Here is a 23,283-nt window from a genome sequence, read left to right on the forward strand (position 1 = left end):
AGGAAGTGACCCTCATGAAAGACGATCGTACCAGCCCGTTCAGAGACGCCCATACAGACCGCGATTCTGCCGAACATGTCCCCGACACACCACAAAGCCGCGCGCCAGCCTATCGGTTGGCTTTTGCGGATGAGGATTTCCTGTGCCGGGATGAGTTGCGCCCTGTTCGCCTGCAACTTGAGCTGCTGAAACCGCAGCTGATGCTGGATGAGCAAGGCATCGAAAGCACGATTGTACTGTTTGGTGGCGCGCGCATCCCCGCCCCGGCGGACAAGGACAAAGCCCGCACACAGACACTGTCGGATTTGTCACGCTTTTACGATGAGACACGCGAATTTGCGCGGCTGATGACGTTGAAATCCATGGAAGGTGGCGGTCATGAGAATGTGATTGTGACCGGCGGCGGGCCGGGTGTGATGGAGGCTGGCAACCGCGGCGCGGTTGACGCGGGCGGGCATTCCATTGGCCTCAACATCGTGTTGCCGTTTGAACAGGCGCCAAACGAATACGTAACGCCCGAGCTGTGCTTTAACTTCCACTACTTTGCGATCCGCAAGATGCACTTCCTGATGCGGGCAAAGGCAATTTGTGTTTTCCCTGGCGGCTTTGGCACCATGGATGAGTTGTTCGAAGCGCTGACGCTGATTCAGACGGGCCGAATGCAACGGGTCCCATTCCTGCTGTTTGGCGAGGAATTCTGGAAAAAGATCATCAACTGGGATGCATTGGCGGATGCCGGCACAATTTCGGCCGAGGATCTGGATCTCTTCCGCTTTGTCGAAACGGCGCAAGAGGCAATGGATTTGATCGAGAACTGGGAAACGGCCCCGGCGCGGGATGCTATTCCAGGCAGATAACGATCCGTATCAAATGGTCTTGCCTGCGGGTTACGCAGGCAAAACACCCACTTCAACGTGGTGCGGAAGGGTTTCAACGACCTGGCCGTGCAGCGTTTCCTTGATCGCATAGCCATAGCCGGCCAGCCGGTGCTTCCATTCACGCACAGAAAGGGCGCAGGCGCGTTCGCTCAGGATAAAGTCGAACACCTTGCTGGTGTCGAATTGGTCTTTCTTAGAGATAAAGGACATGGGTCCGCTCCTTGATTGGTTTCAATCTGGAAACAACCCTTGCGCGTGACCATGGCAGCATTTGAACCGAATTGCGGCAGAATAAAGGTATTTCCCAAAACCTTTTCAGCCATGAAAATAACGGCGAAAGCCAAATCTGCGGCGTTAAGGTGCAAAATCTAGTATAAATTGCCGCTGTTCGATTGTGTCGGGAATGGAAACGCCGCGGGCAATGCTGACCTTGTCGATGGCCTGTTCCGGCGCATACCCCAGACGGATCAACACGGCGGATGCCACCATGCCAGATCGCCCGATACCGGCGCGGCAGTGGATGGCGACATGTGCGCCGTTTTGCAGATGATCCGTGATATGGGCCACCAACCTGCGAAAGGCGGATTGGTCAGGCAATCCAAAATCAACAATTGGATGGTTTTCAAAGGCGATGCCCGCATCGGCGCATAATCTGGTTTCTGAAGCGACGCCCAGCAAACCCGCCTCATCAGGGGCCAGCATAGAGATGATGCGCGTGATCCCGGCCTGCGCAAAGGATGCAAACTGATCTGCCAGATCATTCCCTGTCGGACAAGGCATGATCGTCAGCCGTCCGGGCAGGTCTGCCGCAACCAAGAAATGCGCTGGCAATGTCAGCTTCCTGCCAGGCCCGCCTCTTGGGCGATCTGCTTGCGGGATTTGCGTTCGCGTTCGGTGGCCGATTTGAGCTGTCCGCAGGCGGCCATGATATCTTCGCCGCGTGGTGTCCGGACGGGGCTGGCATAGCCGGCTTTATAGACGATCTCAGAAAACGCACGGATGCGGTTGTTTGACGACCTTTTGTAGGGTGCGCCGGGCCATTCATTGAAGGGGATCAGATTGATCTTGGCCGGGATACCGTCGATCAGTTTTACCAATCGGCGGGCATCTTCGTCACTGTCGTTGATCCCATGCAGCATCACATATTCAAATGTAATCCGTTCAGAGTTGGACACTTTGGGATAGACCCGCAGGGCGTCCAGCAAGGTTTCAATGTTCCAACGTTTGTTGATCGGGACCAGCTTGTCGCGCACTTCGTCTGTGGTGGCATGGAAAGAAACGGCAAGCTGGCACCCGATTTCTTCGGCGGTTCGGGCAATCTCCGGCACCACACCGGATGTGGACAGGGTGATGCGCCGGCGCGACAGCTGAATGCCCTCGGCATCCATCGCGATCTTCATCGCATCGCGCACATTTTCGAAATTATAAAGAGGTTCGCCCATGCCCATCAGAACGATGTTTGACAAAAGACGCCCTTCGACGTTTTTCGCGCCGATCTCCGGCCATTCGCCCAGATCGTCACGTACCACCATCACCTGACCGATGATTTCGGCCGCGGTCAGGTTGCGGACCAGTTTTTGCGTGCCCGTATGACAGAACGAACAGGTCAGCGTGCAACCCACCTGAGAGGAAATGCACAGCGTGCCGCGTGAATCCTCGGGGATATAGACGATCTCGACCTCATGACCGCCGGCAATCTTGACCAGATATTTCCGCGTGCCGTCTGTGGAGATTTGCCGCGTGACCACCTCGGGAATTTCGATGACGAATTGTTCGGCCAATTCGGCGCGGTAGGCCTTGGACAGATTGGTCATCTCGGCAAAGTCGCGCACGCCCCACAGATAAATCCACTGCCAGATCTGGCCAACGCGCATCTTGGCCTGTTTTTCAGGGGTGCCGCTGGCAATCAGAACGTCGCGCAGTTTCTCCCGCGTCAGCCCGACAAGGTTCATTGGCCCATCCGGCAATTTGCGCGGGATGGTCATGACGTCCTGTGTGATCGGTGCAGTGCCGGACATGGCGAATCTCCAATGAGGGGTGATGCGCCTCTATATAGAGGATCGCGCCCGGATCAAAAGAAAACAGCCCCGCAGGTGCAGGGCCGTTTTAGCAAACCGCAACAGGTTTTACCCGCCGCAGCGTTTTCCCGCATCTTCCACAGCCGCGGTAAAGCCGAGCAGAGAAAACGTATCTTTGGTGTTGGTGCCACGCCCGGAACGCCCTGAAAGGATCGCCGTCGCGCCACGTTTCATTGCAGTGATGATCTTGGCATCGTCATCGGTGGTCGCAGGCCAAGCCCATTCACCCTCGGTGAACAGCTCAAACGTGGTGCCGGAAATATCCATGTTGACCGTGGATCCAGCTGCAAAAGGATAGCCGCCTGTAAAGGCAACCTGACCCTTGGCACCGGCTGAGGGACGGTAAAAAACCATGAGCAGGGTTTGACCCCGGTTCACCGCCACAACGCGCCCGTCGCGAGTGTTTACAGATTCTTTGGGTGTTGAGACGCCCCAGCATTCGGTTGGATTGTCTTCGACAAAAACGCTCCAATCGGTTTTTGCGGCAACCCGGTTTGTGCTTTGTTCCTGCGCGGCAGCGGGGAATGCGGCAAGAGCCATAAGCCCAAACGCATATCCAAGTGTTCTTCCAGTTCGCATCTGTGCAGCCTCCAGCTGACTTCTACCTCAATTTATCCAGAGCCCTCGGCCATCCTTTAAATGGATCGCTCTTCTACAGGGTCTGTTATATTCTCGACAACAAGCATATTAACGCCAAACACGCGACCGACGAAAGCCTGATTGGCAGGTTTTCGCCCACGAAAAGGACGAAATCATGACCAATCCGGCCCCCTTCGCAGAAATTTGGCGCGGTCCCTTCCTTGAAAGCGTGCATTCGGGCCATGCGGTGATTTGCGACAGCACCGGCCAGATCGTGGATGCATGGGGCAATCCGGAGACCGTGATCCTGCCGCGCAGTTCTTCCAAGATGATTCAGGCGCTGCCTTTGATCACCTCTGGCGCGGCGGACAAAGCCAGTCTGACAACCGAACAACTGGCGCTGTCTTGCGCCTCCCATCAGGGCGCGGCGATCCACACGGATCGGGTTGCGGTCTGGCTTGAGACGCTGGGCCTAAGCGACGATGATTTCCGTTGCGGCCCGCAAGAACCCAATGATACTCCCGCCCGTGAGGCGCTGATCCGCGCCCATGAAAAGCCCTGCCAGATCCACAACAATTGCTCTGGCAAGCATTCGGGTTTTTTGACCCTGAACCAGCATTTGGGCGGCAATGCCGAATACGTTGACCCCGATCACCCGATCCAACGCGCCTGTCTCGAGGCGTTTGAGACCGTTACGCAGGAAACTTCGCCCGGTTTTGGCATTGATGGATGTTCCGCCCCGAACTACGCCTGCACCCTGCATGGTATGGCCCGTGCCATGGCACATTTTGCCAATGCCGCGGAAGGCAGCGCCGAGGCACGGTTGCATCAGGCGATGCGCCTGCACCCCGAGTTGGTCGCAGGCGAAGGGCGGGCCTGCACCGAATTGATGCGAGCAATGGATGGAAAAGTGGCGCTTAAGACCGGCGCCGAGGGGTTCTTTATCGCGATCCTCCCCGAGCAGAAATTGGGTATCGCGCTCAAGGCAGCTTGCGGGACCACCCGTGCCGCGGAATGCGCAATTGCGGCCTTGCTGGTGCGTTTGGGGGTATTGGATGCAAGCCACCCTGCCACGTTGAAGCGGCTAAATGCGCCGATCAAGAACTGGCGGGGGATTGAAACAGGTGTTCTGAAACCAGCGGCGGGCCTGATCTGACCCGCCGGACCGGTCTTACATTTCGACGATAGGCGCGACTTCGGCGGTGCCGCTGCCATCAGCCACCATCGGGCACGCCGCCGCCATTTTGCAGGCCGCCTCAATGCTGTCCGCTTTGACGATGGTAAAGCCCGACAACGGGTTCGATCCGCCATCATCGGCGATCCCGCCGGCGCTGACCGTCTTGGACATGCCGACAGGGTTGCCGGGATGGACGACACTCTCACCGAGATCCTTGTACCACGCCTCCCAGGCCGCCATGGCCTTGGCGCCCTCTTCGGGTGTTTCCGGCATTTTCCCGCCGTGATAGGCAAACATAAACTCTGGCATAATTTCCTCCTCTTAATCCTTGGTTTCTTTGCTCAATAGACGTTCAAGCCGCGACAGTGGGCCGCCCCAACCTCTTTCGTGTTGTGCTGCAATATCGTCCGAGACCAATTCGCGGTGATCCACCACCAACCGCGCCCCTTTGGCGGTTTCGGCAATGGTAAAGGTGACATGGCTTTCGGGCCCGCGCTGGTCTTCTTCGTCGTGCCAACCCCAAGTGAAGCCGATGACCTCATGGGGCGAGACCCGCGTGACCTGACCGGACAGCTTGAACCGGTTGCCCTCTTCACTGCGCATATCGGCAAACCACGGGCCTGTGCGCGAAAAATCAAGCTGTTCTTCCATCATGGTCCAGCCGTCATGCCCCCACCATTGCACGATGCTAGACTGGGTGGTCAGCACCTCGAACAGCCGTTTCTGTGTGACGGGGAATTCCCGCTCCAATCTGATGTCACTCATCGTGCGCACCCCCCTCCTCAGCCAAAATCGCATCCAACCGGTCAAGGCTGGCCTCCCAAAAGCTACGGTGCGCAATTGTCCAATCCACAATTGCGCGCATCGATTCCGGGGCAACACGATAATATCGTTTGGTTCCATCGGCCCGTTGCGTCACCACGCCAGCCTCACGCAGCACCTTGAGATGCCGCGAGACCGCAGGCGGCGACATGCCGACATGTGAAACAAGATCGCCCGCAGGCATTTCACCGCGCTGCATCAACTCCTCCACCACCGTCAGGCGGGTCGGATCTGCAAGGGCAGCAAAGGTGCGGGTCATGTTGTTCATGACCTTAATTTAACAGATTTGTTAATTAAGTAAACCGTTAAATATTAATATCAGGTTAAACGGCAAAGTCTTCGCGGCCATACCCCTGCACAAACAACAGCGCCGTCAGATCACCATGGTTGATCCGCACGTCACATTGCGCCGCAACAGTCGGCTTGGCATGTAAGGCAACGCCAAGCCCTGCGCGTGTCAACATGCCCAGATCATTGGCCCCGTCGCCCACCGCCAGCACGTCCTGATCTGTCAGGCCAAGCCGCGTGGTGATCTGCTCCAGCGCATCTACCTTGGCCTGTTTGCCAAGGATCGGCATAGCGACCTCTCCGGTCAGTTTGCCATCTTTGATCAGAAGTGTATTGGCGCGGTTTTCGTCAAATCCAAGCTTGCCTGCGACCCTGGCCGTAAAAGCCGTGAACCCGCCAGACACCAATGCCGCATAAGCACCGCTTGCCTTCATCGTGCCGAGAAGGGCCGCGCCGCCCGGCATCAAGGTGATACGTTCTTTCAACACTTTGTCGATCACGGCGGCGTCCAGCCCGGCCATCAGGCCAACCCGTTCCTTCAGCGCCCCGTCAAAATCAAGCTCACCGTTCATCGCACGCGCAGTGATGTCTTTGACCCGGTCGCCCACGCCCGCCTCATCTGCCAGCTCATCAATGCATTCCTGCTCGATCATCGTGCTGTCCATATCGGCGAGCAGCATCTTTTTGCGCCGCCCTTCCGTGGGCACCATCACCAGATCAACCCCCATGCCCTGACAGGTTTCCCAGACCTCCCAAAGATTCGGAGGGGCGGCCTGCACGTCAAATTCCGCCGCTTCATCCGGTGACAACCAGACCGCATCACCGCCGCCCCAGGCGTTGCGCAGGCTTTCAACCAAGGCAGGCTCAAGCCCCTTTGTCTCCGGTGAAGTAAGCAAAACAACTGTAAACATGGGGAAGTTTCCGATCCACGCCAATCATGTCGCAAAAAGCGACCCAAGCGGCGTTCTAGCCCCGTTTTGCAGCTTGTGCCAGAGGCCACCTGCCCGTATTTCGGTTCGTGGGACACCCTTCCCCAACGAAGGGCGCTTATCTGAGAGGGTAGCATTCATGGCTATTGAACAACCGGCAACGCGGCCGGCCAATCCGCGTTTTTCTTCTGGCCCCTGTGCCAAAATCCCCACATTCGATTTGAACAATCTGTCGGACGCGCCTTTGGGCCGGTCGCATCGTGCCGCTGTCGGCAAGGCAAAACTGCTCGAAGCGATCGAGACAACCCGCGAGATTCTTGGCGTGCCTGCCGATTACCGGATCGGAATTGTACCCGCCTCAGACACCGGCGCGTTTGAGATGGCCATGTGGTCCATGCTGGGCGAACGGCCCGTACAAATGGTCGCATGGGAAAGTTTTGGCGCGGGCTGGGTCACGGATGTGGTCAAACAGCTCAAGATCGAGGCGACAACCCACACCGCCGAATATGGCGAGATCGTCGATATGACGGCGCTGAACTATGACAACGACGTGTGTTTCACTTGGAACGGCACCACCTCAGGCGTGCGCATGGCCAATGGCGATGCGATCCCGGAAAACCGTGCAGGATTGACCCTGTGCGACGCGACATCCGCCGCCTTTGCGATGGATCTGCCCTGGGACAAGCTGGATGTGACAACCTTCTCTTGGCAAAAGGTTCTTGGCGGTGAAGCCGCGCATGGGATGCTGATCCTGAGCCCCCGCGCAGTAGAACGTCTGGAGAGCTATACGCCCGCATGGCCCCTGCCCAAGATTTTCCGCATGACCAAGGGCGGCAAGCTGAACGAAGGTATTTTCCGTGGTGAAACGATCAATACGCCATCGATGCTATGTGTTGAGGATTATTTGCAGGCGCTGACATGGGCCAAATCCGTGGGCGGCTTGCAGGGCATGATCGCCCGTGCCGATGCCAACGCGCAGGCCGTGGCCGATTTTGTCAAAGCTCATGACTGGATTGATTTTCTGGCGGCAGATCCTGCCATCCGCTCCAACACCTCGGTTTGCCTTAAATTCACGGATGCCCGGATCACCGATGGCGCAGCCTTTGCCAAGGCGGTGGCCAAGCGGCTGGCGGATGCGGATGTGGCACTGGATATCGGCGCTTACCGCGATGCCCCTCCCGGTCTGCGCATCTGGTGCGGCGGCACAGTGGAAACATCCGATGTGGCGGCCATGTTGCCATGGCTCGCATGGGCATTTGAGACCGAAATCAACGCCTGAGCATTGGCGGGATCAATCCCGCCCTACCCCATTCCTGCGGCGGGCACTGCCCCGCCACACCTCCCCATTCAATGAAGGACCGAAACGATGGCTCCCAAAGTACTGATCAGCGACAAACTCAGCGATGCAGCTGTACAAATCTTCAAAGACCGCGGCATTGACGTGGATTTTCAGCCCGACGTGGGCAAGGACAAGGAAAAACTAGCCGAGATCATCGGCAATTACGACGGCCTTGCGATCCGGTCCGCTACCAAGGTGACGGAAAAGATCCTTGCGGCGGCAGACAACCTCAAGGTCATCGGGCGCGCCGGGATCGGCACCGACAATATCGACAAGGAAGCCGCCTCGAAAAAAGGCGTGATCGTGATGAACACGCCCTTCGGTAACATGATCACCACCGCCGAACACGCCATTGCAATGATGTTCGCCGTGGCGCGCCAGATCCCCGAGGCCAGCGCCTCGACCCATGCGGGCAAATGGGAGAAATCCAAGTTCATGGGGGTCGAGCTGACCGGCAAGACGCTGGGCGTCATCGGCGCGGGCAACATTGGCGGCATTGTTTGTGACCGGGCGCGTGGTCTGAAAATGAAAGTGGTGGCCTATGACCCCTTCCTTGGTGAAGAAAAGGCCGAGAAGATGGGTGTTGAGAAGGTCGAGCTGGACGAGCTGCTGGCGCGGGCCGATTTCATCACGCTGCATGTACCGTTCACCGAGGCGACCGCCAATATTCTGAGCCGTGAAAATCTTGAAAAAACCAAGAAAGGTGTACGGATCATCAACTGTGCCCGCGGCGGTCTGGTGGACGAAGAAGCGCTGGCCGATCTGCTTAGATCCGGTCATATCGCTGGCGCGGCCTTTGATGTGTTTGCCAAGGAACCGGCAACAGAGAACCCGTTGTTCAACCTGCCCAACGTGGTTTGCACGCCGCATCTGGGCGCGGCAACAACCGAGGCGCAGGAAAATGTAGCCCTTCAGGTGGCGGAGCAGATGTCCGACTATTTGCTGACCGGTGCTGTATCCAACGCACTCAACATGCCGTCGGTTACTGCCGAAGAGGCCAAAGTGATGGGGCCATGGGTCAAGCTGGCCGGCCATCTGGGCGCCTTCATCGGCCAGATGACGGATGAGCCGATCAAGGCGATCAATATTCTCTATGATGGCACCGTGGCTGGAATGAACCTCGATGCGCTTAACTGCGGCGTGGTTGCCGGGATCATGAAACGCGCCAACCCGGATGTGAACATGGTCAGCGCCCCCGTGGTAGCCCGCGAAAAAGGCATCCAGATCAGCACAACCAATCAGGACAAATCAGGGGTGTTCGACGGTTATGTGAAAGTCACCGTTGTGACGGAGAAACGCGAACGGTCTGTGGCTGGCACCGTGTTTTCGGATGGCAAACCCCGGTTCATCCAGATCAAGGGCATCAACATCGACGCAGAGGTCGGTGCGCATATGGTCTATACCACCAACGAAGACGTGCCGGGCATCATCGGTGCCTTGGGTCAGACGATGGGCGAGAACGGCGTGAACATCGCCAACTTTACCCTCGGCCGGTCCGCGGCCAAGGGTGAGGCGATTGCCTTGCTTTACGTGGATGATGTCGTGCCTGCCAATGTCATCGACAAGCTGCAAAGCACGGGCCTGTTCACACAGGTCAAACCGCTTGAATTTGAAGTGGCCTAATATCCATCGTTGGCGCGGCAATTTGCTGCGCCAACGCCCCTTGATGGTTCAGTTTTGCCGGCTGCGAAGCGCCACCGCCAGGAAGATCAGCATACTGGCAAGGGCAACAACAGATCCGGCTTTGGCCAGCAGATCTGTGCCGCCTGACAACACCACCGCGATACCCGGAACGATCAGGACCAATCCTGTCAGTGAGACAATCAGATGGATCCGCGCCAGACCATTTTGCGCCGCCGCAGGCACAACATGATAGAACATCGCAAACAGCGTCATCCCGACCCAGCCAATCAGGTTAAGATGCCCGTGCGCGGGTGACAGATCGTGGTTTTGCGTGGCTGACATTTGGATGCCCCAGACCATGCCGCAAATCCCTGACACGATGCCGGCCAACAGAAAATAAAGTGCAATACCTTTCATAACGTCCCCCGTTTTGGCTTGCCGATGGATCACGCCGAAGTTGCGGGATCGCTTTATGGATCAAATTCGCACACCATAGACCATATCGAAAATTTATTATTTGTATTATCATCATCCATAGTATGGATTTACGAAGCTTTGATCTTAACCTTCTTCGGGTTCTGCGGGCCTTGATGGAAACCCATTCCACCACCCGCGCCGGACAGCTTATCGGCCTGTCGCAGCCTGCGGTTTCTGCGGCGCTCGGGCGGCTTAGGGAACATTTGAAAGACCCGCTGTTTGTGCGCATCGGCCCCCGGTTGGAGCCAACCGATTACGCGCTTTCGCTGGCAGAGCCGCTTCGCAATATTCTGGATGAGACACAGGCGCTGTTGTCAGGGCCGCCTGCGTTTGACCCCAAGGTGGCGCAAGACAGCTTCCGCCTGTCGGGCAGTGATTTCTTTTCCGAATTGTTAATGCCGGGTCTGGCCGCATTTCTCAGCCGGAATGCACCCGGTGTGCGGGTGCAGCTGGTCGATCTTATGCCGGGTCAACATGGCGGCAAGCTGGAAAGCCACGAGATCGATCTGGCGCTGGCACCGCATTTCGAGATCCCGAGCTGGATGGACTGGCAGCCGATATTCGAATCTCCAATGGTGATGGTCGCACGCGGCGATCATCCATGCCTCGACGGCCTGCCGGAAACATCCGCGCTGGATCTTGAGACATACTGCGCCCTTGGCCATATCCTGTTTTCACCAGAGGGAAAGTACACCGGAACCGGCGATGCTGCGCTGTCCCGTATCGGCAAAACCCGCCATGTCGTGATGAGTTTACCCGTTATGCACGGGGTTTGCAGCGCGGTGGCCAATACCGATCATCTGGCGCTTATACCGCTGCAAATGGCGGTGAAAATGGCGGCCACCCACGGCCTGGCGATACGTCCCGCGCCGATGCCGATCGAGGTTCCACTCGTCGGGATGAGCTGGCACCGACGGCACTCCACAACGCCTGCCCATCAATGGCTGCGCAATAGCATTGCCGATCTGATGGCCGCGCTGGACCAGCCCCGCGGTGCTTTGTCAGCATAGGGCCGGCCTTTTCATTTCGGGAAGGGTCCGCTACCAGCTATTTCATGAAAGAGCAGATCTATGCCATCGGCGACATTCACGGCCAATTTCACGAATTGCAGCGGGTGCTTGCCCTGATCGAACAGGATGGAGGACCGGCTGCCAGGGTCGTTTTTCTGGGGGATTACACCGACAGAGGGCCGGACAGCAAAGCGGTACTGGATCTTCTGATCGATGGTCAAACGCAAGGCCGGGATTGGCATTTCATCCTCGGCAATCATGACCGGATGTTCGCCCATTTCATGCAAGACACCCCGCGCCACGACGCACATTTGCCGATCAACCTTTACTGGCTGCATCAACGGCTTGGCGGTGACACCACACTGGCCTCCTACGGGGTGGAATTTGTGGAAACCGATCGCAAGTCAGTGGTGCATGAACAGGCCCGTGCCGCCGTGCCGCAGGCGCATGTCGATTTTCTCACAAGCCTGGATCTGTCCTATCAGAACGATGATCTGTTTCTGTGCCATGCGGGGATCAGACCGGGTGTTCCACTTGCCAAACAAACAGAACACGATCTGATATGGATCCGGCAGGAATTCCACAATGATCCGCGTCTGCACCCGAAACTGATTGTCCATGGCCACACACCGGTTGCCGAGGCCACGCACTATGGCAATCGGATCAACCTCGACAGTGGCGCGGGTTATGGCAAACCTTTGAGTGTCGCGGTGTTTGAGGGCGCTGCCTGCTGGCTATTGACCGATCAGGGCCGTATGCCCTTGGACCCGTCTGCCTGAGGCGTGTTTGCAATCGCATCGATTGAAGATGCGACGCCGGCAAAATCGACCGCGCTGAACACCGGAACACCTGCGCCGCGGATTTCATCCATTGCGGCGCGGCTTTGGGCATCGGGCCCCGGCCCCGGTTTGCGCAGCACCACTGCCAATACACGCCCCGGATGGCGCAGCACAGCATCCCGATAGACCATCGCATCATGTTGGCCTGTGTCCCCCATAAGAACATATCCCAGCTGCGGATTGGCCGCCATCAACACGTCAATGGCGCCACCTTTGTGATCACCATGGGTGCCGGTGACAAATTGGGTCTGACTCAAGCCAAGATCGCGCAGGAACTTCGGACCCTTCACCAGACCCGACAGATCAAAAATCCGGTTCAGGAAATGATGCAGGTTCCAAGGGCTGGAGCTGACATAGTAAACCGGGTTGCGGCCACCTTCCGACAGCGATTGGAGACATGTAACTGCATCCGGAAAAATGCGTCGCGTCAGGGCATTGCCGGTCAAAGAATTCCACAGATTGCGGATCAGGGAATAGGCACCGGTCTTGAGGACTGTGTCGTCGATATCTGAAATCACACCAAACCGTGCGGCGTTGTCTGGCACCAAAACCGGACATTGGGTTTGTCCGGCCTGCCCTTCGATTTGGACCGGGATGTTGATCCACCCGCATGGCTGATCGCGCGGCAGCAACAGGGTAAAGTAGCCTTCTTCGTCGCTGATCGCTTTGACCATGCCAGATTGCACGGTCACATTTGCAACCTCATCCGTAAGAAACAGTGAGAACATCTGTTTGAAATTGACCCAGCGCGATTGCATGGGTGTAGGCGCATTCCGGCGCAGGGAGGTCAGCACCCTGCCCCGCACCACAAGATGGTCGGGATTGGCGTAACCGATGTAGGGTTCGATGATCCGGCGGGGATCACGCTGGCCTTTGATCCGGTCCAACAAGCGTTCTGCCCGCCAGGCGATTGCATGGAGAGATTTCTTGATCATGACTGTTAACGCCGCAGCAGAAGAATGGATCCCTTCCGCTGCGACAATACCTCAGGTCCAGTCGAGAACAACCTTGCCAGACTGGCCTGATTTCATAGCAGCAAAACCCTGTTCAAAGTCATCGACCCCAAACCGATGGGTGATGATTGCCGAGATGTCCAAGCCGTTTTCCAGCATCGCAATCATCTTGTACCAAGTCTCAAAAATCTCGCGGCCATAGACGCCTTTGATGGTGATCGCCTTGAACACGATGCGCGACCAGTCCACAGGGCTTTTGCCCGGTGGTATACCCAGCATTGCAATGCGTCCGCCCATCGTCATCGCCTCGACCATCTGGTCCAAGGCGATCTGGTTGCCGGACATTTCGAGACCTACGTCAAACCCCTGTTTCATCTTCAGGCGCGGAATCACGTCGCGCAGGTCTTCTTTGGTGACGTTGACAGGCACAACATCCGTGACCTTTTGCGCCAGTGTCAGGCGATCCTCGTTGATGTCGGTGATCACCACATGCCGCGCGCCCACATGCCGAGCAACGGCAGCGGCCATGATGCCGATAGGGCCCGCACCCGTGATCAAGACATCCTCGCCCACCAGATCAAAGCTGAGGGCGGTGTGCACAGCATTGCCCAAGGGATCTAGGATCGCACCGATGTCATCGGAAATTTCATCTGGCAGCGGTACAACGTTAAACGCGGGCAGACGCAGGTACTGCGCAAATGCCCCCTGTTCGTTCACCCCTATGCCGCGGGTTGCCGGATCAAGGTGAAACTTGCCCGCGCGGCTTTGCCGGGAGTTTTTGCCGATCAAATGCCCCTCACCTGAACAGCGCTGTCCGATCTCAAGTCCCTCGACATTGCGGCCCAGTTCGACAATCTCTCCGGCAAATTCATGCCCTGTGATCATCGGCACAGGCACGGTTTTCTGCGCCCATTCATCCCAGTTCCAGATGTGAATATCGGTACCGCAGATGCCGGTCTTGTTGATACGGATCAACACGTCGTCGGGGCCGATCTCCGGCACGGGCGCATGGGTCATCCAAAGCCCTTCGCGGGCGTGCAGCTTGGACAGGGCTTTCATTTCATTGGTGGTCATTTGAATCCTCCCACAGATCCGTGGACAAGTATTTCAGCCCACTGTCACAGACGATCATCGCGACGGTTCCGCCGCGCTCCGGCCCGCGCAGCAGAGCGATCGCGGCGGCCAGATTGGCGCCTGCGGAATAGCCGCCAAACACGCCCTCGACACGCGCGAGCATTCGCGCGGCACCACGGGCCTCAGATCCGGTGACGGCCAGCGTTCCGGCGATATTGGATGCCTCAAGATGGGTAAGGTCAGCCATGGCATAGCCGCCACCCTGAATGGGATGGTTCGGGTCTGACACGGGATGGCCCGCGATCACCTCGGCACCAGCAGGTTCAACCGCATAGCAGCGCACACCCTTTGGTCCCAAGGCCTGCGCCACGCCGGCCAGTGTTCCGCCCGATCCGGCAAAATCGCAGAACGCCGTGACTGTGCCGCCAGATTGTGCCCATAACTCTGGCCCGGTTCCGTTTTCATGCCCTGCGGGGTTGCCGGGGTCTTCGAATTGATCGGCGCGAAATGCGCCAGTTTGATCAGTGATCCGTTGCACCTCTGCATCAACCTGTTTGAGATCCGCCGCTGTCACCTGTCCGGGGATGCCGCCGGTGGCCTGCGGCACGATCACCACCTCTGCCCCCAACCCGCGCATCATCCGGGCGCGTTCGGTGGAATTGCCCGCGCTCATCACCGCTGTGAAAGGATGGCCAAGAACACCGCAGACAATCGCAAGACCCGTGCCCATGTTGCCGGAGGTCAGTTCCACGACTCGTTGACCGGGTTTGAGCCGCCCATCGGCACGGGCCGCTTCGATGATCTGCCGGGCGGCGCGGTCTTTCTTGGAATATCCGGGCAAGAGGTTGTCGAGCTTGGCCAGAATACGGCCCTCCAACCCCAGATGCGCGGTGATACGGCTCAGATCGACAAGCGGTGTATTCCCGATCACCTCGATCACAGAGGCTTTGATGTCTGTCATTTCAACACGCCGCAGGCTTTGCCTGCTGTCTCAAACGCGATCAAGGCACGGTCCAGATCATTCCGCGACAGGGCGGCGTTCATTTGGGTTCTGATCCGGGCCTGTCCGCGTGGCACCACCGGAAAAAAGAAACCGGAGACATAGACGCCCTCTTCGAACAAACGCGCCGCCATATCCTGCGCCAGCTGCGCCTCGCCCAGCATCACCGGCACAATCGGATGTTCCCCCGGAAGCAGATCAAAGCCAAGCCGTCCCAGACCGGCGCGCCAATAGGCGGTGTTTTCAAACAGCTTGGTCCGTAGATCATCGCCCTGCATCACCAGATCCAACGCCTTGATCCCCGCCGCCACGATGGACGGAGGCAGTGAATTGGAAAACAGATAGGGACGCGCGCGTTGGCGCAGCAGATCAATCACCGGCTGCGGCCCCGCGATATAACCGCCGATGGCCCCGCCCAGCGCCTTGCCCAACGTGCCGGTCAACACATCCACATCGACACCAAAATGCGCAGGCGTACCCGCACCTTGCGGCCCCATAAAGCCGGTGGAGTGGCAATCATCAACCATCACCAGCGCCTCGTACTTTTGCGCGAGCTCGGTAATCTGGGGCAGTTTGGCCAGATATCCGTCCATTGAAAACACACCATCGGTGGCGATCATAATGAACCGTGCGCCATCTTCGCGGGCCTGTTTCAGCTGGCCTTCGAGATCATCCATATCGCTATTGGCATAGCGATAGCGTTTCGCCTTGCACAGCCGGATGCCGTCAATGATCGAAGCATGGTTCAACGCATCTGACACGATGGCATCTTCGGGACCAAGAAGAGGCTCAAAAAGACCGCCATTTGCATCAAAGCAGGCGGCAAAGAGGATCGAATCGTCCTTATTCAGAAATGCAGCAAGTTTTTGTTCCAACTCGCGGTGAATGTCCTGCGTGCCGCAGATAAACCGCACGGAGGCCATGCCGAATCCTTTGGGATCCATCGCAGCCTCGGCGGCTTGGATGAGGTCGGGGTGATCGGCCAAGCCGAGGTAATTATTGGCACAGAGATTGATCACCTTGCGATCGCCAACGGTGATCTCTCCACCCTGAGGCGAGGTGATCAAACGTTCGCGTTTCATCATGCCCTCGGCGTCAATCTGCGCGAGCGTTTCGGTGATATGGTCAAGATAGGCTTGGGTCATGATGAGGCTCCTTTGCGGTTCCTCTACCATACCGGACGCGTTTCCGAAATAGTAGAAATCTACTATCACGGATTTTTTCCGTCATTCTGGAATACTAAGCATCCTGCACCACAAGAAAGGCACGCGCGGCACCGCCCTGTGCGGTCACCCGATGCCGCACATCAGCTGCATATCGGGCCGTGTCGCCTTGTTCCAACCGGATTGTCGCATCGCCGCTGATCACTTCGACAACGCCGGTGATCACCGTCAGATGTTCGCGTGCACCGCGGGTGTGTGGCTGGCTGTCCAAAACGCCGCCCTCATCCATCAACAACTCATAAACCTCATGTTTCCCGGCCTCTTCGGGAGGAGAAAGGATACGAATGCGGCAGCCACTGCCCAGATTATTGATCGTCGGAACATCTGCGGCCCGCAACACTTCGATCAGATCTTTGGCAGGTGCACCGTCGAGCAGTCCGGCAAAATCCACCTGCAAGGCCCGTGTAAGGTTCCACAACGTGGCAATCGTCGGGCTGGATTCGCCGCGTTCGATCTGGCTGACCATGGAGCGGGACACACCAGAAAGCTTGGCCACAGCATCCAGCGACAAACCCTGACTTTGCCGCGCTTCTTTTAGGCGGGCGGGCAAATGGGTTAAGATAGCGTCATCGTTTTCCGTCATGACGGACAGATGCGCTTTGCCCGCTGACAAAGTCAAGAGAGCGGGCGCCTGCCTGTGACGGTACGTCCCTCCTGACAATGATCCTTCGCCGCCCCATAATCGCGGCAACCGGGATAGGAGAGACCCATGACCAATGAGATCGTGATACTGGGCGGTGCACGGACCGCCATCGGGACATTTGGCGGCGCATTGGCCGCAACACCTCCCACAGAGTTGGGCCGGATTGTTGCCGCCGAGGCGATGCAGCGGGCAGGCGTCGCACCGGAGCAGATCGGGCATGTGGTGTTCGGCAATGTGATCAACACCGAACCGCGCGATATGTATCTGTCACGCGTTGCAGCACGGGAGGCCGGTGTGCCTGATGAGGTGCCTGCGATGAACGTGAACCGTCTTTGCGGGTCCGGGGTGCAGGCGATTGTGTCCGCGGCACAGAACCTGATGCTGGGCGATGCGGATTTTGCCCTCGCAGGCGGCTCTGAAAGCATGTCACGGTCGCCCTATATCATGCAGAACGCCCGCTGGGGCCAGAAGATGGGCGATGTGCGGACACTGGATATGATGCTTGGCACGCTCAATTGCCCGTTTGGCACGGGCCACATGGGTGTCACAGCCGAAAATGTAGCGGCAGAGCATGGCATCAGCCGCGCCGATCAGGACGGTTTTGCGCTGTCCAGTCAGGAACGGGCTGCGGCGGCCATCGCTGCCGGATACTTCAAAGACCAGATCGTGCCAGTCGACGTAAAGGTGAAGCGGGACACGGTGGCTTTTGATACGGACGAGCATCCCAAGGCCACATCAGCAGAAGCCCTGGCCGGATTGCGCCCAGCTTTTCAAAAAGACGGCAGCGTGACAGCGGGCAATGCCAGCGGCATCAACGACGGCGCCGCCGCGATGGTTCTGGCCACAGCGTCGGCCGCCGAACGCGCAGGGCTCACCCCGCGGGCACGGATCTTGGGATATGCCCATGCAGGCGTACGCCCAGAAGTCATGGGCATCGGACCGGTGCCAGCGGTGCAGAACCTGCTGGAGCGGACCGGATTGAAAGCGGATGACTTTGACGTGATCGAAAGCAACGAGGCTTTTGCCTCGCAGGCCCTGGCCGTGACCAAGAACCTTGGCTTTGATCCTGCCATCGTAAATCCCAATGGCGGTGCGATTGCCTTGGGACATCCGGTCGGAGCAACCGGAGCGATCATCACGGTGAAAGCGATGTATGAGCTGGAGCGTATTCAGGGCAAGCGGGCCTTGATTACTATGTGCATTGGCGGTGGTCAGGGTATCGCCATGGCCATTGAACGGATCGCTTGAGGTAAGCGCCGGGGGCTGTCTGCCCCCGGACCCCCGAGAGTATTTAGAGCCAAAAAGGGCTGGTTCAGGTCAGTGCGACCATCAGGGCGATCACACCGGAGGCAAGCGCTGCACCGCCCAGCGCAGAGAGCAGCATCCAGCCGATGCGGGAGTTGCGCACTTCAGGCTGCGGGTTGCTTTGTCGCAGCAAGGCGGCCTCGACCAGACCGGGCAGGCGCGGACCAAAACGGGCGAGGACCATCGCGGTGTTGGCCAGATCATTGAGCGCGGCGCGGGGGCCGATGGATTTGGTGATGTAATCGGTGACGATGGGACTGGCGACTTCCCAGATGTTGATATGCGGATTGAGCGAGCGTGCAACCCCTTCGACGACGACCATGGTGCGTTGCAGCAAGATCAATTCGGTTCGGGTTTCCATGCCAAACCGCTCTGTCACTTCAAAGAGATAAGACAAAAGCCGCGCCATTGAAATATGGGTGGCATCCATGCCAAAGATCGGCTCCCCAACCGCGCGGAGGGCGCGGGCAAATTCGTCCACATCCTTGTCAGCAGGCACATAGCCCGCCTCGAAATGCACCTTGGCCACCCGCATGTAGTCTCGGCGGATAAATCCGTAGAGAATCTCGGCATAGACCCGGCGGGTGTATTCATCGATGTGGCCCATGATGCCAAAGTCGTAGGCGATGATATCGCCATTTGGCGCAACCTTGAGATTGCCCTGATGCATGTCGGCGTGAAAGAAGCCGTCGCGCAGCGCATGATTGAGGAACAGTTGCAGCACCCGGTCCCCCAGCACGACGCGGTCATGCCCGGCGGCATCAATCGCCGCATTGTCCCCCAGCGGCACACCATCGGCCCAACCAAGTGTCATCACCCGGCGGGCAGACAGGTTCCATTTGATGGCGGGCAGTTGGAAGCCCTGGTCTTCGGATGTATTGGCGGCAAATTCCGAGGCTGAGGCGCTTTCGAGGCGCAGATCCAGCTCGCCGCGGACAACACCGTCAAAGTGTTCGATCACATCCATCGGTCGCAAGCGTCGCGATCCGGGCGAGAACAACTCAACCATGCGGGCGGCCAGATAGAAAGCATCAACATCCTTACGGAAGGCGCGTTCGATATTGGGACGCAGCACTTTGACCGCAACCTCTTCACCTGTGTCCGCGATGCGCGCCTTGTGGACCTGCGCGATGGAGGCCGCGGCGACAGGCTCGCTAAACTCGGAGAACATCTGATCCAAGGGCAGGCCCAGTTCACGCTCGACCTCTGCCTTGGCCTCTTCAATAGAGAACGGCGGCAGCTTGTCCTGCAACACCCGCAACTGCACGGCCAGATCATCCCCCACTACATCCGGACGCGTCGACAACACCTGACCAAACTTGATGTAAGCCGGGCCAAGCGCCGTGAGGGCGCGGGTCGCCGGGGGCATGGACGGATCGCCTTTGTACCCCAGAAACTTGAATGGCAGGCCCAGCGCCCGCGCCACAAAGCGCAGGGCGGGCGTCGCCTCGAATGCGTCGAGCACCACGTTCATCGCGCCGGTGCGTTCAAGCGTTGCGCCCGTGCGAATTAACCGCCAGATGTTGTGAGGGCCGCGCATCTCAGAGCTTCCAACCAGAATGCAGTGCCGCAATGCCCATGCTCAGGTTGCGGTACTTGGCTTGGGCAAATCCAGCGTCGCGGATCATGCCCAGAAACGTTTCCTGATCGGGGAAATTGCGGATCGATTCGACAAGATACTGATAACTGTCACGGTCATTTGCGATCACCTGCCCCATGCGCGGGATTATATTGAAGCTGTAGAGATCATAGGCCTTTTGCATCGCGGGGTTGGGCAATTGGCTGAACTCAAGCACCATCAAACGGCCACCGGGGCGCAAAACGCGGTAAGCCTCGTTCAACGCCTCTTGCGGACGGGTCACGTTTCGGATGCCAAAGCTTATGGTGTAGACGTCAAAGGTGTTGTCCTCAAAGGGCAAGGCCATTGCATCGCCAACCACCCAATCTAGGCTATCGGCCATCTGATCGGCTTCGGCGCGTTTGCGGCCCTCGACCAGCATCCCTTCTGTCAGATCGCAGACGGTCGCGTGGCCCTGGCCAGCACGTTTGAGAAACTTGAAGGACACATCACCCGTGCCACCCGCCACATCCAGCAGTTTCTGGCCGGCACGCGGGGCCAGCCAATCCATCATCGCTTCTTTCCAGATGCGGTGGATACCCATGCTCATCACATCGTTCATGACATCATATTTGTTGGCAACGTCGCTGAACAATGAACGCACCTTGCCGGCCTTTTCATCCTCGCGAATGGTTTGCGATCCGAAATGGGTTGTCTTGTCCGTCATGTCATTGTCCCGCTAGTGTCTTGGCGGAGATATAGCCTCAGTTGCGCAGATACAAACCGCCATTTGCCGCAGACCGGTGAACGCGGTCAGAAAAGGATGCCGAAATGCCCGAACTTCCCGAAGTTGAAACCGTGCGCCGGGGTTTGGCACCGGTCATGGAAGGCAGCGTAATAACCAAGGCAGAGGTCAACCGGCCTGATCTGCGCTGGCCCTTTCCGGAACGGATGGCAGAGCGGTTGAGCGGGCAGGACATCAAGCAGCTGCGGCGGCGATCCAAGTACATTCTGGTCGATCTGGGGTCGGGGGAATCACTTTTGATCCACTTGGGAATGTCCGGGCGGATGTTGATCTCCGGTGATCCATTGGGGCATTTTGTGCATGATCATCCGGCGCCGGAAAAACATGACCATGTCGTGCTTCATATGGCAAACGGCGCGCGCATAACGTTCAACGACCCGCGGCGGTTTGGCGCGATGGATCTTCTGGACACGGCAACCGCAGAACAGCACAAATTGCTGGCCTCCATCGGACCGGAACCCTTGGGCAACAGTTTTCACGAAGCGCATTTGATTTCCGCCTTGAAGGGCCGGAACATGCCAATCAAATCGGCGCTTTTGGACCAGCGGATCGTGGCCGGGCTGGGAAATATCTATGTTTGTGAGGCACTTTATCGGGCGGGCCTGCATCCGGCACGCAAGGCCGGGCGTATATCGCAGGGCCGGATTGCCGCGCTTGTTCCGATCATCAAAGAGGTGCTGGCCGAGGCGATTGAGGCGGGTGGTTCCTCTCTCAAGGACTTTCGGCAAGCGGATGGGGAATTGGGCTATTTCCAGCACAACTTTGACGTTTACGGACGCGAGGGCGCGCCTTGCAATACGCCCGATTGCCCCAAGGTCATCCAACGGATCGTGCAGTCCGGACGGTCGTCTTTCTACTGTAGTCAATGTCAAAGATAGCTTGAAACGTGATCCGCCCGTGATATGCAGAGCGACCTGAGCGCAACAACAAAGAGCATACTTGATGGCTTACGAAACGATCACGGTGGACGTGGACAATCATGTGGCATTGGTCACGCTGAACAGGCCTGATGCGCTCAATGCGCTCAACGACCAACTGATGAGCGAACTGGCCAGCGCGCTTAAGGCGGCACAAGACAACGACAAAGTGCGATGCATTGTAATCACCGGATCGGAAAAGGCATTTGCCGCTGGGGCGGACATTGCCATGATGCGCGACAAGACCTTTGTCGAAGCCTTCACGGGGGACCTCTTCACGCCCGAATCTGAACAGATCATGCGGGTGCGCAAGCCGATCATCGCCGCTGTTTCCGGTTATGCGCTGGGCGGCGGATGCGAATTGGCAATGATGTGCGATTTCATCATCTGTTCGGAAACCGCGAAATTTGGCCAACCCGAAATCAACCTTGGTGTGGTTGCTGGCATTGGCGGTACACAGCGTCTGACCCGTCTGGTCGGCAAATCCAAAGCGATGGACATGAACCTCACCGGGCGTTTCATGGACGCGGCCGAAGCTGAACGGTCCGGCCTGGTGTCGCGGGTGGTTCCGGTGAAAAAGCTGATGGACGAGGCATTAAGCGCGGCGGGCAAGATTGCCGAGAAATCGATGATTTCCGTGATGGTCGTCAAAGAGGCCGTGAACCGCGCTTATGAAGTGCCGCTGCGCGAAGGTCTGTTGTTTGAACGGCGGGTGTTCCATTCCCTGTTTGCAACCGAAGACCAGAAAGAAGGCATGAGCGCCTTCCTCGAAAAACGCGAAGCTCAGTTCCGAGACAAGTAATTGCCGCCCCGACAAAGGGGTTTGCATTGGCGGGCTTTCTCAACTATAGCCCGCCCCAATACATGCGCGTGCAGCCCGCTCTGGCTAGAATCACCTTCCCGGAAGATCCGGCATGGGTTTGGCGTCACGTGCCGAATTTTGAATAGAACCCGAAGGTAGATCCTCATGGCAAATACACCCCAATCGAAAAAACGCGCCCGTCAGAACGAAAAGCGTTTCCAGATCAACAAAGCACGCCGTTCGCGCATCCGCACGTATCTGCGCAAAGTCGAAGAAGCGATCGCATCCGGCGACAAAGACGCGGCGTCCGCAGCCCTGCAGGCTGCACAGCCAGAACTGATGCGCGGTGTGACCAAGGGCGTGTTCCACAAAAACACAGCATCGCGGAAAATGTCCCGCCTGTCCGCGCGGGTCAAAGCGCTGGGTTAATTTTGATCTTCTGATCAAACCAGAATCAGCTAATTGATTGATTAGAAAGGCGTCGCAATGCGGCGCCTTTTTTTGCAACTTTTTTTCCCGTTATACGCGTCAGAGATTCTTTTTGATCGATTCACGAGTCAAGTTTGAAGATATGTTGAAGCGTGCCCGTTCTCCTTGCTATTTATGTCTTGCGAGTCACTTCGCAGGGGGGACAGGCCTCTAACAATGAAAAGGTACGGGGGACGTGCCGCATTGTTTGGAGGTTGGTCAACGGCCCACCAAATTGGGGTCGTTTTAGGTCTGCCTCGGCGCTTATCGGCGCTGTGGCCCTGTCACAACAAAAGTGCGAACGGAAATGTTCGACATCCTGATGTTCATCACTCGGAACATCGATGTTTGGTATGCCCGTTCTACTCAAGGTCCGATGGACACAGGCCGATTCCGGGCGGGGTCGGAACCAAAACCTGTTTCCTGAGGGTAAAATAGGCATGTGCCCGGTTTGGTCGGTAACACATGGGCAGATAGTACGTGGGACGAATAAAAA

General features: G+C 57.7%; 26 protein-coding genes. 10 read left to right on the plus strand and 16 right to left on the minus strand.

Going from position 1 to position 23,283, the window contains the following annotated elements:
- Positions 1-14: 14 nt before the first annotated feature.
- A complete protein-coding gene (locus tag K3754_RS18895) occupies positions 15-857 on the plus strand; it encodes a TIGR00730 family Rossman fold protein (protein ID WP_203209649.1) in 843 nt (280 codons plus the stop codon).
- 30 nt (positions 858-887) lie between these two features.
- Here the strand turns inward: K3754_RS18895 and K3754_RS18900 are convergent, their stop codons facing one another.
- From K3754_RS18900 to K3754_RS18915, 4 genes are all read right to left on the minus strand, one after another.
- Complete coding sequence (locus tag K3754_RS18900; protein ID WP_025049271.1) at positions 888-1,088, minus strand: hypothetical protein; 201 nt, start codon at positions 1,086-1,088, stop codon at positions 888-890.
- A gap of 144 nt (positions 1,089-1,232) precedes the next feature.
- Positions 1,233-1,709: a hypothetical protein gene (locus tag K3754_RS18905; protein ID WP_259939560.1), complete on the minus strand. Its 477-nt coding sequence runs from the start codon at positions 1,707-1,709 to the stop codon at positions 1,233-1,235.
- A 2-nt stretch (positions 1,710-1,711) separates the two neighbouring features.
- Complete coding sequence (gene rlmN, locus K3754_RS18910; RefSeq protein ID WP_259939562.1) at positions 1,712-2,896, minus strand: 23S rRNA (adenine(2503)-C(2))-methyltransferase RlmN; 1,185 nt, start codon at positions 2,894-2,896, stop codon at positions 1,712-1,714.
- A 108-nt stretch (positions 2,897-3,004) separates the two neighbouring features.
- Positions 3,005-3,535: an invasion associated locus B family protein gene (locus K3754_RS18915; protein WP_203209646.1), complete on the minus strand. Its 531-nt coding sequence runs from the start codon at positions 3,533-3,535 to the stop codon at positions 3,005-3,007.
- Between the two features lie 175 nt (positions 3,536-3,710).
- On the opposite strand from K3754_RS18915, the gene K3754_RS18920 reads away from it, so the two are divergent.
- Positions 3,711-4,691 carry an asparaginase gene (locus tag K3754_RS18920; protein ID WP_259939580.1) on the plus strand — a complete coding sequence of 327 codons (981 nt, stop codon included), beginning with the start codon at positions 3,711-3,713 and terminating at the stop codon, positions 4,689-4,691.
- Between the two features lie 15 nt (positions 4,692-4,706).
- On the opposite strand, the gene K3754_RS18925 is transcribed toward K3754_RS18920, so the two are convergent.
- The 4 genes from K3754_RS18925 to serB form a co-directional block, all read right to left on the minus strand.
- On the minus strand, positions 4,707-5,021 hold the full coding sequence (locus tag K3754_RS18925) for a YciI family protein (protein ID WP_203209644.1): 315 nt from the start codon (positions 5,019-5,021) through the stop codon (positions 4,707-4,709).
- A 12-nt stretch (positions 5,022-5,033) separates the two neighbouring features.
- On the minus strand, positions 5,034-5,477 hold the full coding sequence (locus tag K3754_RS18930; RefSeq protein WP_203209643.1) for an SRPBCC domain-containing protein: 444 nt from the start codon (positions 5,475-5,477) through the stop codon (positions 5,034-5,036).
- Positions 5,470-5,793 (minus strand): ArsR/SmtB family transcription factor, encoded by a 324-nt coding sequence (locus K3754_RS18935; protein WP_409202364.1) that lies wholly within the window; start codon positions 5,791-5,793, stop codon positions 5,470-5,472. Before K3754_RS18935 ends, K3754_RS18930 begins: the two co-directional genes overlap by 8 nt.
- A gap of 64 nt (positions 5,794-5,857) precedes the next feature.
- A complete protein-coding gene (gene serB / locus K3754_RS18940; protein ID WP_259939589.1) occupies positions 5,858-6,733 on the minus strand; it encodes a phosphoserine phosphatase SerB in 876 nt (291 codons plus the stop codon).
- 157 nt (positions 6,734-6,890) lie between these two features.
- On the opposite strand from serB, the gene K3754_RS18945 reads away from it, so the two are divergent.
- Positions 6,891-8,030: a phosphoserine transaminase gene (locus tag K3754_RS18945; protein ID WP_203209640.1), complete on the plus strand. Its 1,140-nt coding sequence runs from the start codon at positions 6,891-6,893 to the stop codon at positions 8,028-8,030.
- Positions 8,031-8,117: 87 nt separating this feature from the next.
- Positions 8,118-9,713, plus strand: coding sequence for a phosphoglycerate dehydrogenase (gene serA, locus K3754_RS18950; protein WP_259939592.1), 1,596 nt, complete (start codon positions 8,118-8,120; stop codon positions 9,711-9,713).
- 48 nt (positions 9,714-9,761) lie between these two features.
- On the opposite strand, the gene K3754_RS18955 is transcribed toward serA, so the two are convergent.
- Positions 9,762-10,130, minus strand: a complete 369-nt coding sequence (locus K3754_RS18955; protein ID WP_203209638.1) for a hypothetical protein — start codon at positions 10,128-10,130, stop codon at positions 9,762-9,764.
- A gap of 122 nt (positions 10,131-10,252) precedes the next feature.
- Between K3754_RS18955 and K3754_RS18960 the strand changes: the two genes are divergently transcribed.
- Positions 10,253-11,200 carry a LysR family transcriptional regulator gene (locus K3754_RS18960; RefSeq protein WP_259939597.1) on the plus strand — a complete coding sequence of 316 codons (948 nt, stop codon included), beginning with the start codon at positions 10,253-10,255 and terminating at the stop codon, positions 11,198-11,200.
- Positions 11,201-11,244: 44 nt separating this feature from the next.
- On the plus strand, positions 11,245-11,979 hold the full coding sequence (locus tag K3754_RS18965; RefSeq protein ID WP_259939600.1) for a metallophosphoesterase family protein: 735 nt from the start codon (positions 11,245-11,247) through the stop codon (positions 11,977-11,979).
- On the opposite strand, the gene K3754_RS18970 is transcribed toward K3754_RS18965, so the two are convergent.
- From K3754_RS18970 to K3754_RS18990, 5 genes are all read right to left on the minus strand, one after another.
- Positions 11,946-12,974: an App1 family protein gene (locus tag K3754_RS18970; protein ID WP_259939603.1), complete on the minus strand. Its 1,029-nt coding sequence runs from the start codon at positions 12,972-12,974 to the stop codon at positions 11,946-11,948. The genes K3754_RS18965 and K3754_RS18970 overlap by 34 nt on opposite strands.
- A gap of 51 nt (positions 12,975-13,025) precedes the next feature.
- Positions 13,026-14,066 (minus strand): L-threonine 3-dehydrogenase, encoded by a 1,041-nt coding sequence (tdh, locus tag K3754_RS18975; protein WP_259939606.1) that lies wholly within the window; start codon positions 14,064-14,066, stop codon positions 13,026-13,028.
- A complete protein-coding gene (locus tag K3754_RS18980; RefSeq protein ID WP_259939609.1) occupies positions 14,053-15,027 on the minus strand; it encodes a PLP-dependent cysteine synthase family protein in 975 nt (324 codons plus the stop codon). Before K3754_RS18980 ends, tdh begins: the two co-directional genes overlap by 14 nt.
- Positions 15,024-16,211: a glycine C-acetyltransferase gene (locus K3754_RS18985; protein ID WP_259939612.1), complete on the minus strand. Its 1,188-nt coding sequence runs from the start codon at positions 16,209-16,211 to the stop codon at positions 15,024-15,026. Before K3754_RS18985 ends, K3754_RS18980 begins: the two co-directional genes overlap by 4 nt.
- 94 nt (positions 16,212-16,305) lie before the next feature.
- Entirely contained in the window at positions 16,306-16,872 is a 567-nt protein-coding gene (locus tag K3754_RS18990) for a helix-turn-helix domain-containing protein (RefSeq protein ID WP_203209631.1), read from the minus strand.
- A 126-nt stretch (positions 16,873-16,998) separates the two neighbouring features.
- On the opposite strand from K3754_RS18990, the gene K3754_RS18995 reads away from it, so the two are divergent.
- Positions 16,999-18,180, plus strand: a complete 1,182-nt coding sequence (locus tag K3754_RS18995; RefSeq protein WP_259939614.1) for an acetyl-CoA C-acyltransferase family protein — start codon at positions 16,999-17,001, stop codon at positions 18,178-18,180.
- Between the two features lie 64 nt (positions 18,181-18,244).
- Here K3754_RS18995 and ubiB read toward each other — a convergent pair whose 3' ends face one another.
- Both ubiB and ubiE read right to left on the minus strand, forming a co-directional pair.
- The gene (gene ubiB / locus K3754_RS19000) at positions 18,245-19,777 is read right to left on the minus strand and encodes a 2-polyprenylphenol 6-hydroxylase (RefSeq protein WP_203209629.1); all 1,533 of its coding nucleotides are present in this window, start codon (positions 19,775-19,777) and stop codon (positions 18,245-18,247) included.
- 1 nt (position 19,778) lies between these two features.
- Positions 19,779-20,522 carry a bifunctional demethylmenaquinone methyltransferase/2-methoxy-6-polyprenyl-1,4-benzoquinol methylase UbiE gene (ubiE, locus tag K3754_RS19005; protein ID WP_203209628.1) on the minus strand — a complete coding sequence of 248 codons (744 nt, stop codon included), beginning with the start codon at positions 20,520-20,522 and terminating at the stop codon, positions 19,779-19,781.
- A gap of 104 nt (positions 20,523-20,626) precedes the next feature.
- On the opposite strand from ubiE, the gene mutM reads away from it, so the two are divergent.
- The 3 genes from mutM (at position 20,627) to rpsT (ending at position 22,748) form a co-directional block, all read left to right on the plus strand.
- Positions 20,627-21,478, plus strand: coding sequence for a bifunctional DNA-formamidopyrimidine glycosylase/DNA-(apurinic or apyrimidinic site) lyase (gene mutM / locus K3754_RS19010; protein WP_259939617.1), 852 nt, complete (start codon positions 20,627-20,629; stop codon positions 21,476-21,478).
- Between the two features lie 64 nt (positions 21,479-21,542).
- Complete coding sequence (locus tag K3754_RS19015; RefSeq protein WP_259939619.1) at positions 21,543-22,319, plus strand: enoyl-CoA hydratase; 777 nt, start codon at positions 21,543-21,545, stop codon at positions 22,317-22,319.
- A gap of 165 nt (positions 22,320-22,484) precedes the next feature.
- Positions 22,485-22,748, plus strand: coding sequence for a 30S ribosomal protein S20 (gene rpsT, locus K3754_RS19020; protein WP_203209625.1), 264 nt, complete (start codon positions 22,485-22,487; stop codon positions 22,746-22,748).
- Positions 22,749-23,283: the final 535 nt, after the last annotated feature.

It is taken from the genome of Sulfitobacter sp. M368 (assembly GCF_025141875.1).
Lineage (GTDB): Bacteria > Pseudomonadota > Alphaproteobacteria > Rhodobacterales > Rhodobacteraceae > Sulfitobacter > Sulfitobacter mediterraneus_A.

Excerpts from the sequence above, each read along its gene's own strand:
- K3754_RS18895 (WP_203209649.1), top strand. The coding sequence starts at position 15 with ATGAAAGACGATCGTACCAGCCCGTTCAGAGACGCCCATACAGACCGC.
- K3754_RS18900 (WP_025049271.1), bottom strand. The coding sequence starts at position 1,088 with ATGTCCTTTATCTCTAAGAAAGACCAATTCGACACCAGCAAGGTGTTC.
- rlmN (WP_259939562.1), bottom strand. The coding sequence starts at position 2,896 with ATGTCCGGCACTGCACCGATCACACAGGACGTCATGACCATCCCGCGC.
- K3754_RS18915 (WP_203209646.1), bottom strand. The coding sequence starts at position 3,535 with ATGCGAACTGGAAGAACACTTGGATATGCGTTTGGGCTTATGGCTCTT.
- K3754_RS18920 (WP_259939580.1), top strand. The coding sequence starts at position 3,711 with ATGACCAATCCGGCCCCCTTCGCAGAAATTTGGCGCGGTCCCTTCCTT.
- K3754_RS18925 (WP_203209644.1), bottom strand. The coding sequence starts at position 5,021 with ATGCCAGAGTTTATGTTTGCCTATCACGGCGGGAAAATGCCGGAAACA.
- K3754_RS18930 (WP_203209643.1), bottom strand. The coding sequence starts at position 5,477 with ATGAGTGACATCAGATTGGAGCGGGAATTCCCCGTCACACAGAAACGG.
- K3754_RS18935 (WP_409202364.1), bottom strand. The coding sequence starts at position 5,793 with ATGACCCGCACCTTTGCTGCCCTTGCAGATCCGACCCGCCTGACGGTG.
- serB (WP_259939589.1), bottom strand. The coding sequence starts at position 6,733 with ATGTTTACAGTTGTTTTGCTTACTTCACCGGAGACAAAGGGGCTTGAG.
- K3754_RS18945 (WP_203209640.1), top strand. The coding sequence starts at position 6,891 with ATGGCTATTGAACAACCGGCAACGCGGCCGGCCAATCCGCGTTTTTCT.
- serA (WP_259939592.1), top strand. The coding sequence starts at position 8,118 with ATGGCTCCCAAAGTACTGATCAGCGACAAACTCAGCGATGCAGCTGTA.
- K3754_RS18955 (WP_203209638.1), bottom strand. The coding sequence starts at position 10,130 with ATGAAAGGTATTGCACTTTATTTTCTGTTGGCCGGCATCGTGTCAGGG.
- K3754_RS18960 (WP_259939597.1), top strand. The coding sequence starts at position 10,253 with ATGGATTTACGAAGCTTTGATCTTAACCTTCTTCGGGTTCTGCGGGCC.
- K3754_RS18965 (WP_259939600.1), top strand. The coding sequence starts at position 11,245 with ATGAAAGAGCAGATCTATGCCATCGGCGACATTCACGGCCAATTTCAC.
- K3754_RS18970 (WP_259939603.1), bottom strand. The coding sequence starts at position 12,974 with ATGATCAAGAAATCTCTCCATGCAATCGCCTGGCGGGCAGAACGCTTG.
- tdh (WP_259939606.1), bottom strand. The coding sequence starts at position 14,066 with ATGACCACCAATGAAATGAAAGCCCTGTCCAAGCTGCACGCCCGCGAA.
- K3754_RS18980 (WP_259939609.1), bottom strand. The coding sequence starts at position 15,027 with ATGACAGACATCAAAGCCTCTGTGATCGAGGTGATCGGGAATACACCG.
- K3754_RS18985 (WP_259939612.1), bottom strand. The coding sequence starts at position 16,211 with ATGACCCAAGCCTATCTTGACCATATCACCGAAACGCTCGCGCAGATT.
- K3754_RS18990 (WP_203209631.1), bottom strand. The coding sequence starts at position 16,872 with ATGACGGAAAACGATGACGCTATCTTAACCCATTTGCCCGCCCGCCTA.
- K3754_RS18995 (WP_259939614.1), top strand. The coding sequence starts at position 16,999 with ATGACCAATGAGATCGTGATACTGGGCGGTGCACGGACCGCCATCGGG.
- ubiB (WP_203209629.1), bottom strand. The coding sequence starts at position 19,777 with ATGCGCGGCCCTCACAACATCTGGCGGTTAATTCGCACGGGCGCAACG.
- ubiE (WP_203209628.1), bottom strand. The coding sequence starts at position 20,522 with ATGACGGACAAGACAACCCATTTCGGATCGCAAACCATTCGCGAGGAT.
- mutM (WP_259939617.1), top strand. The coding sequence starts at position 20,627 with ATGCCCGAACTTCCCGAAGTTGAAACCGTGCGCCGGGGTTTGGCACCG.
- K3754_RS19015 (WP_259939619.1), top strand. The coding sequence starts at position 21,543 with ATGGCTTACGAAACGATCACGGTGGACGTGGACAATCATGTGGCATTG.
- rpsT (WP_203209625.1), top strand. The coding sequence starts at position 22,485 with ATGGCAAATACACCCCAATCGAAAAAACGCGCCCGTCAGAACGAAAAG.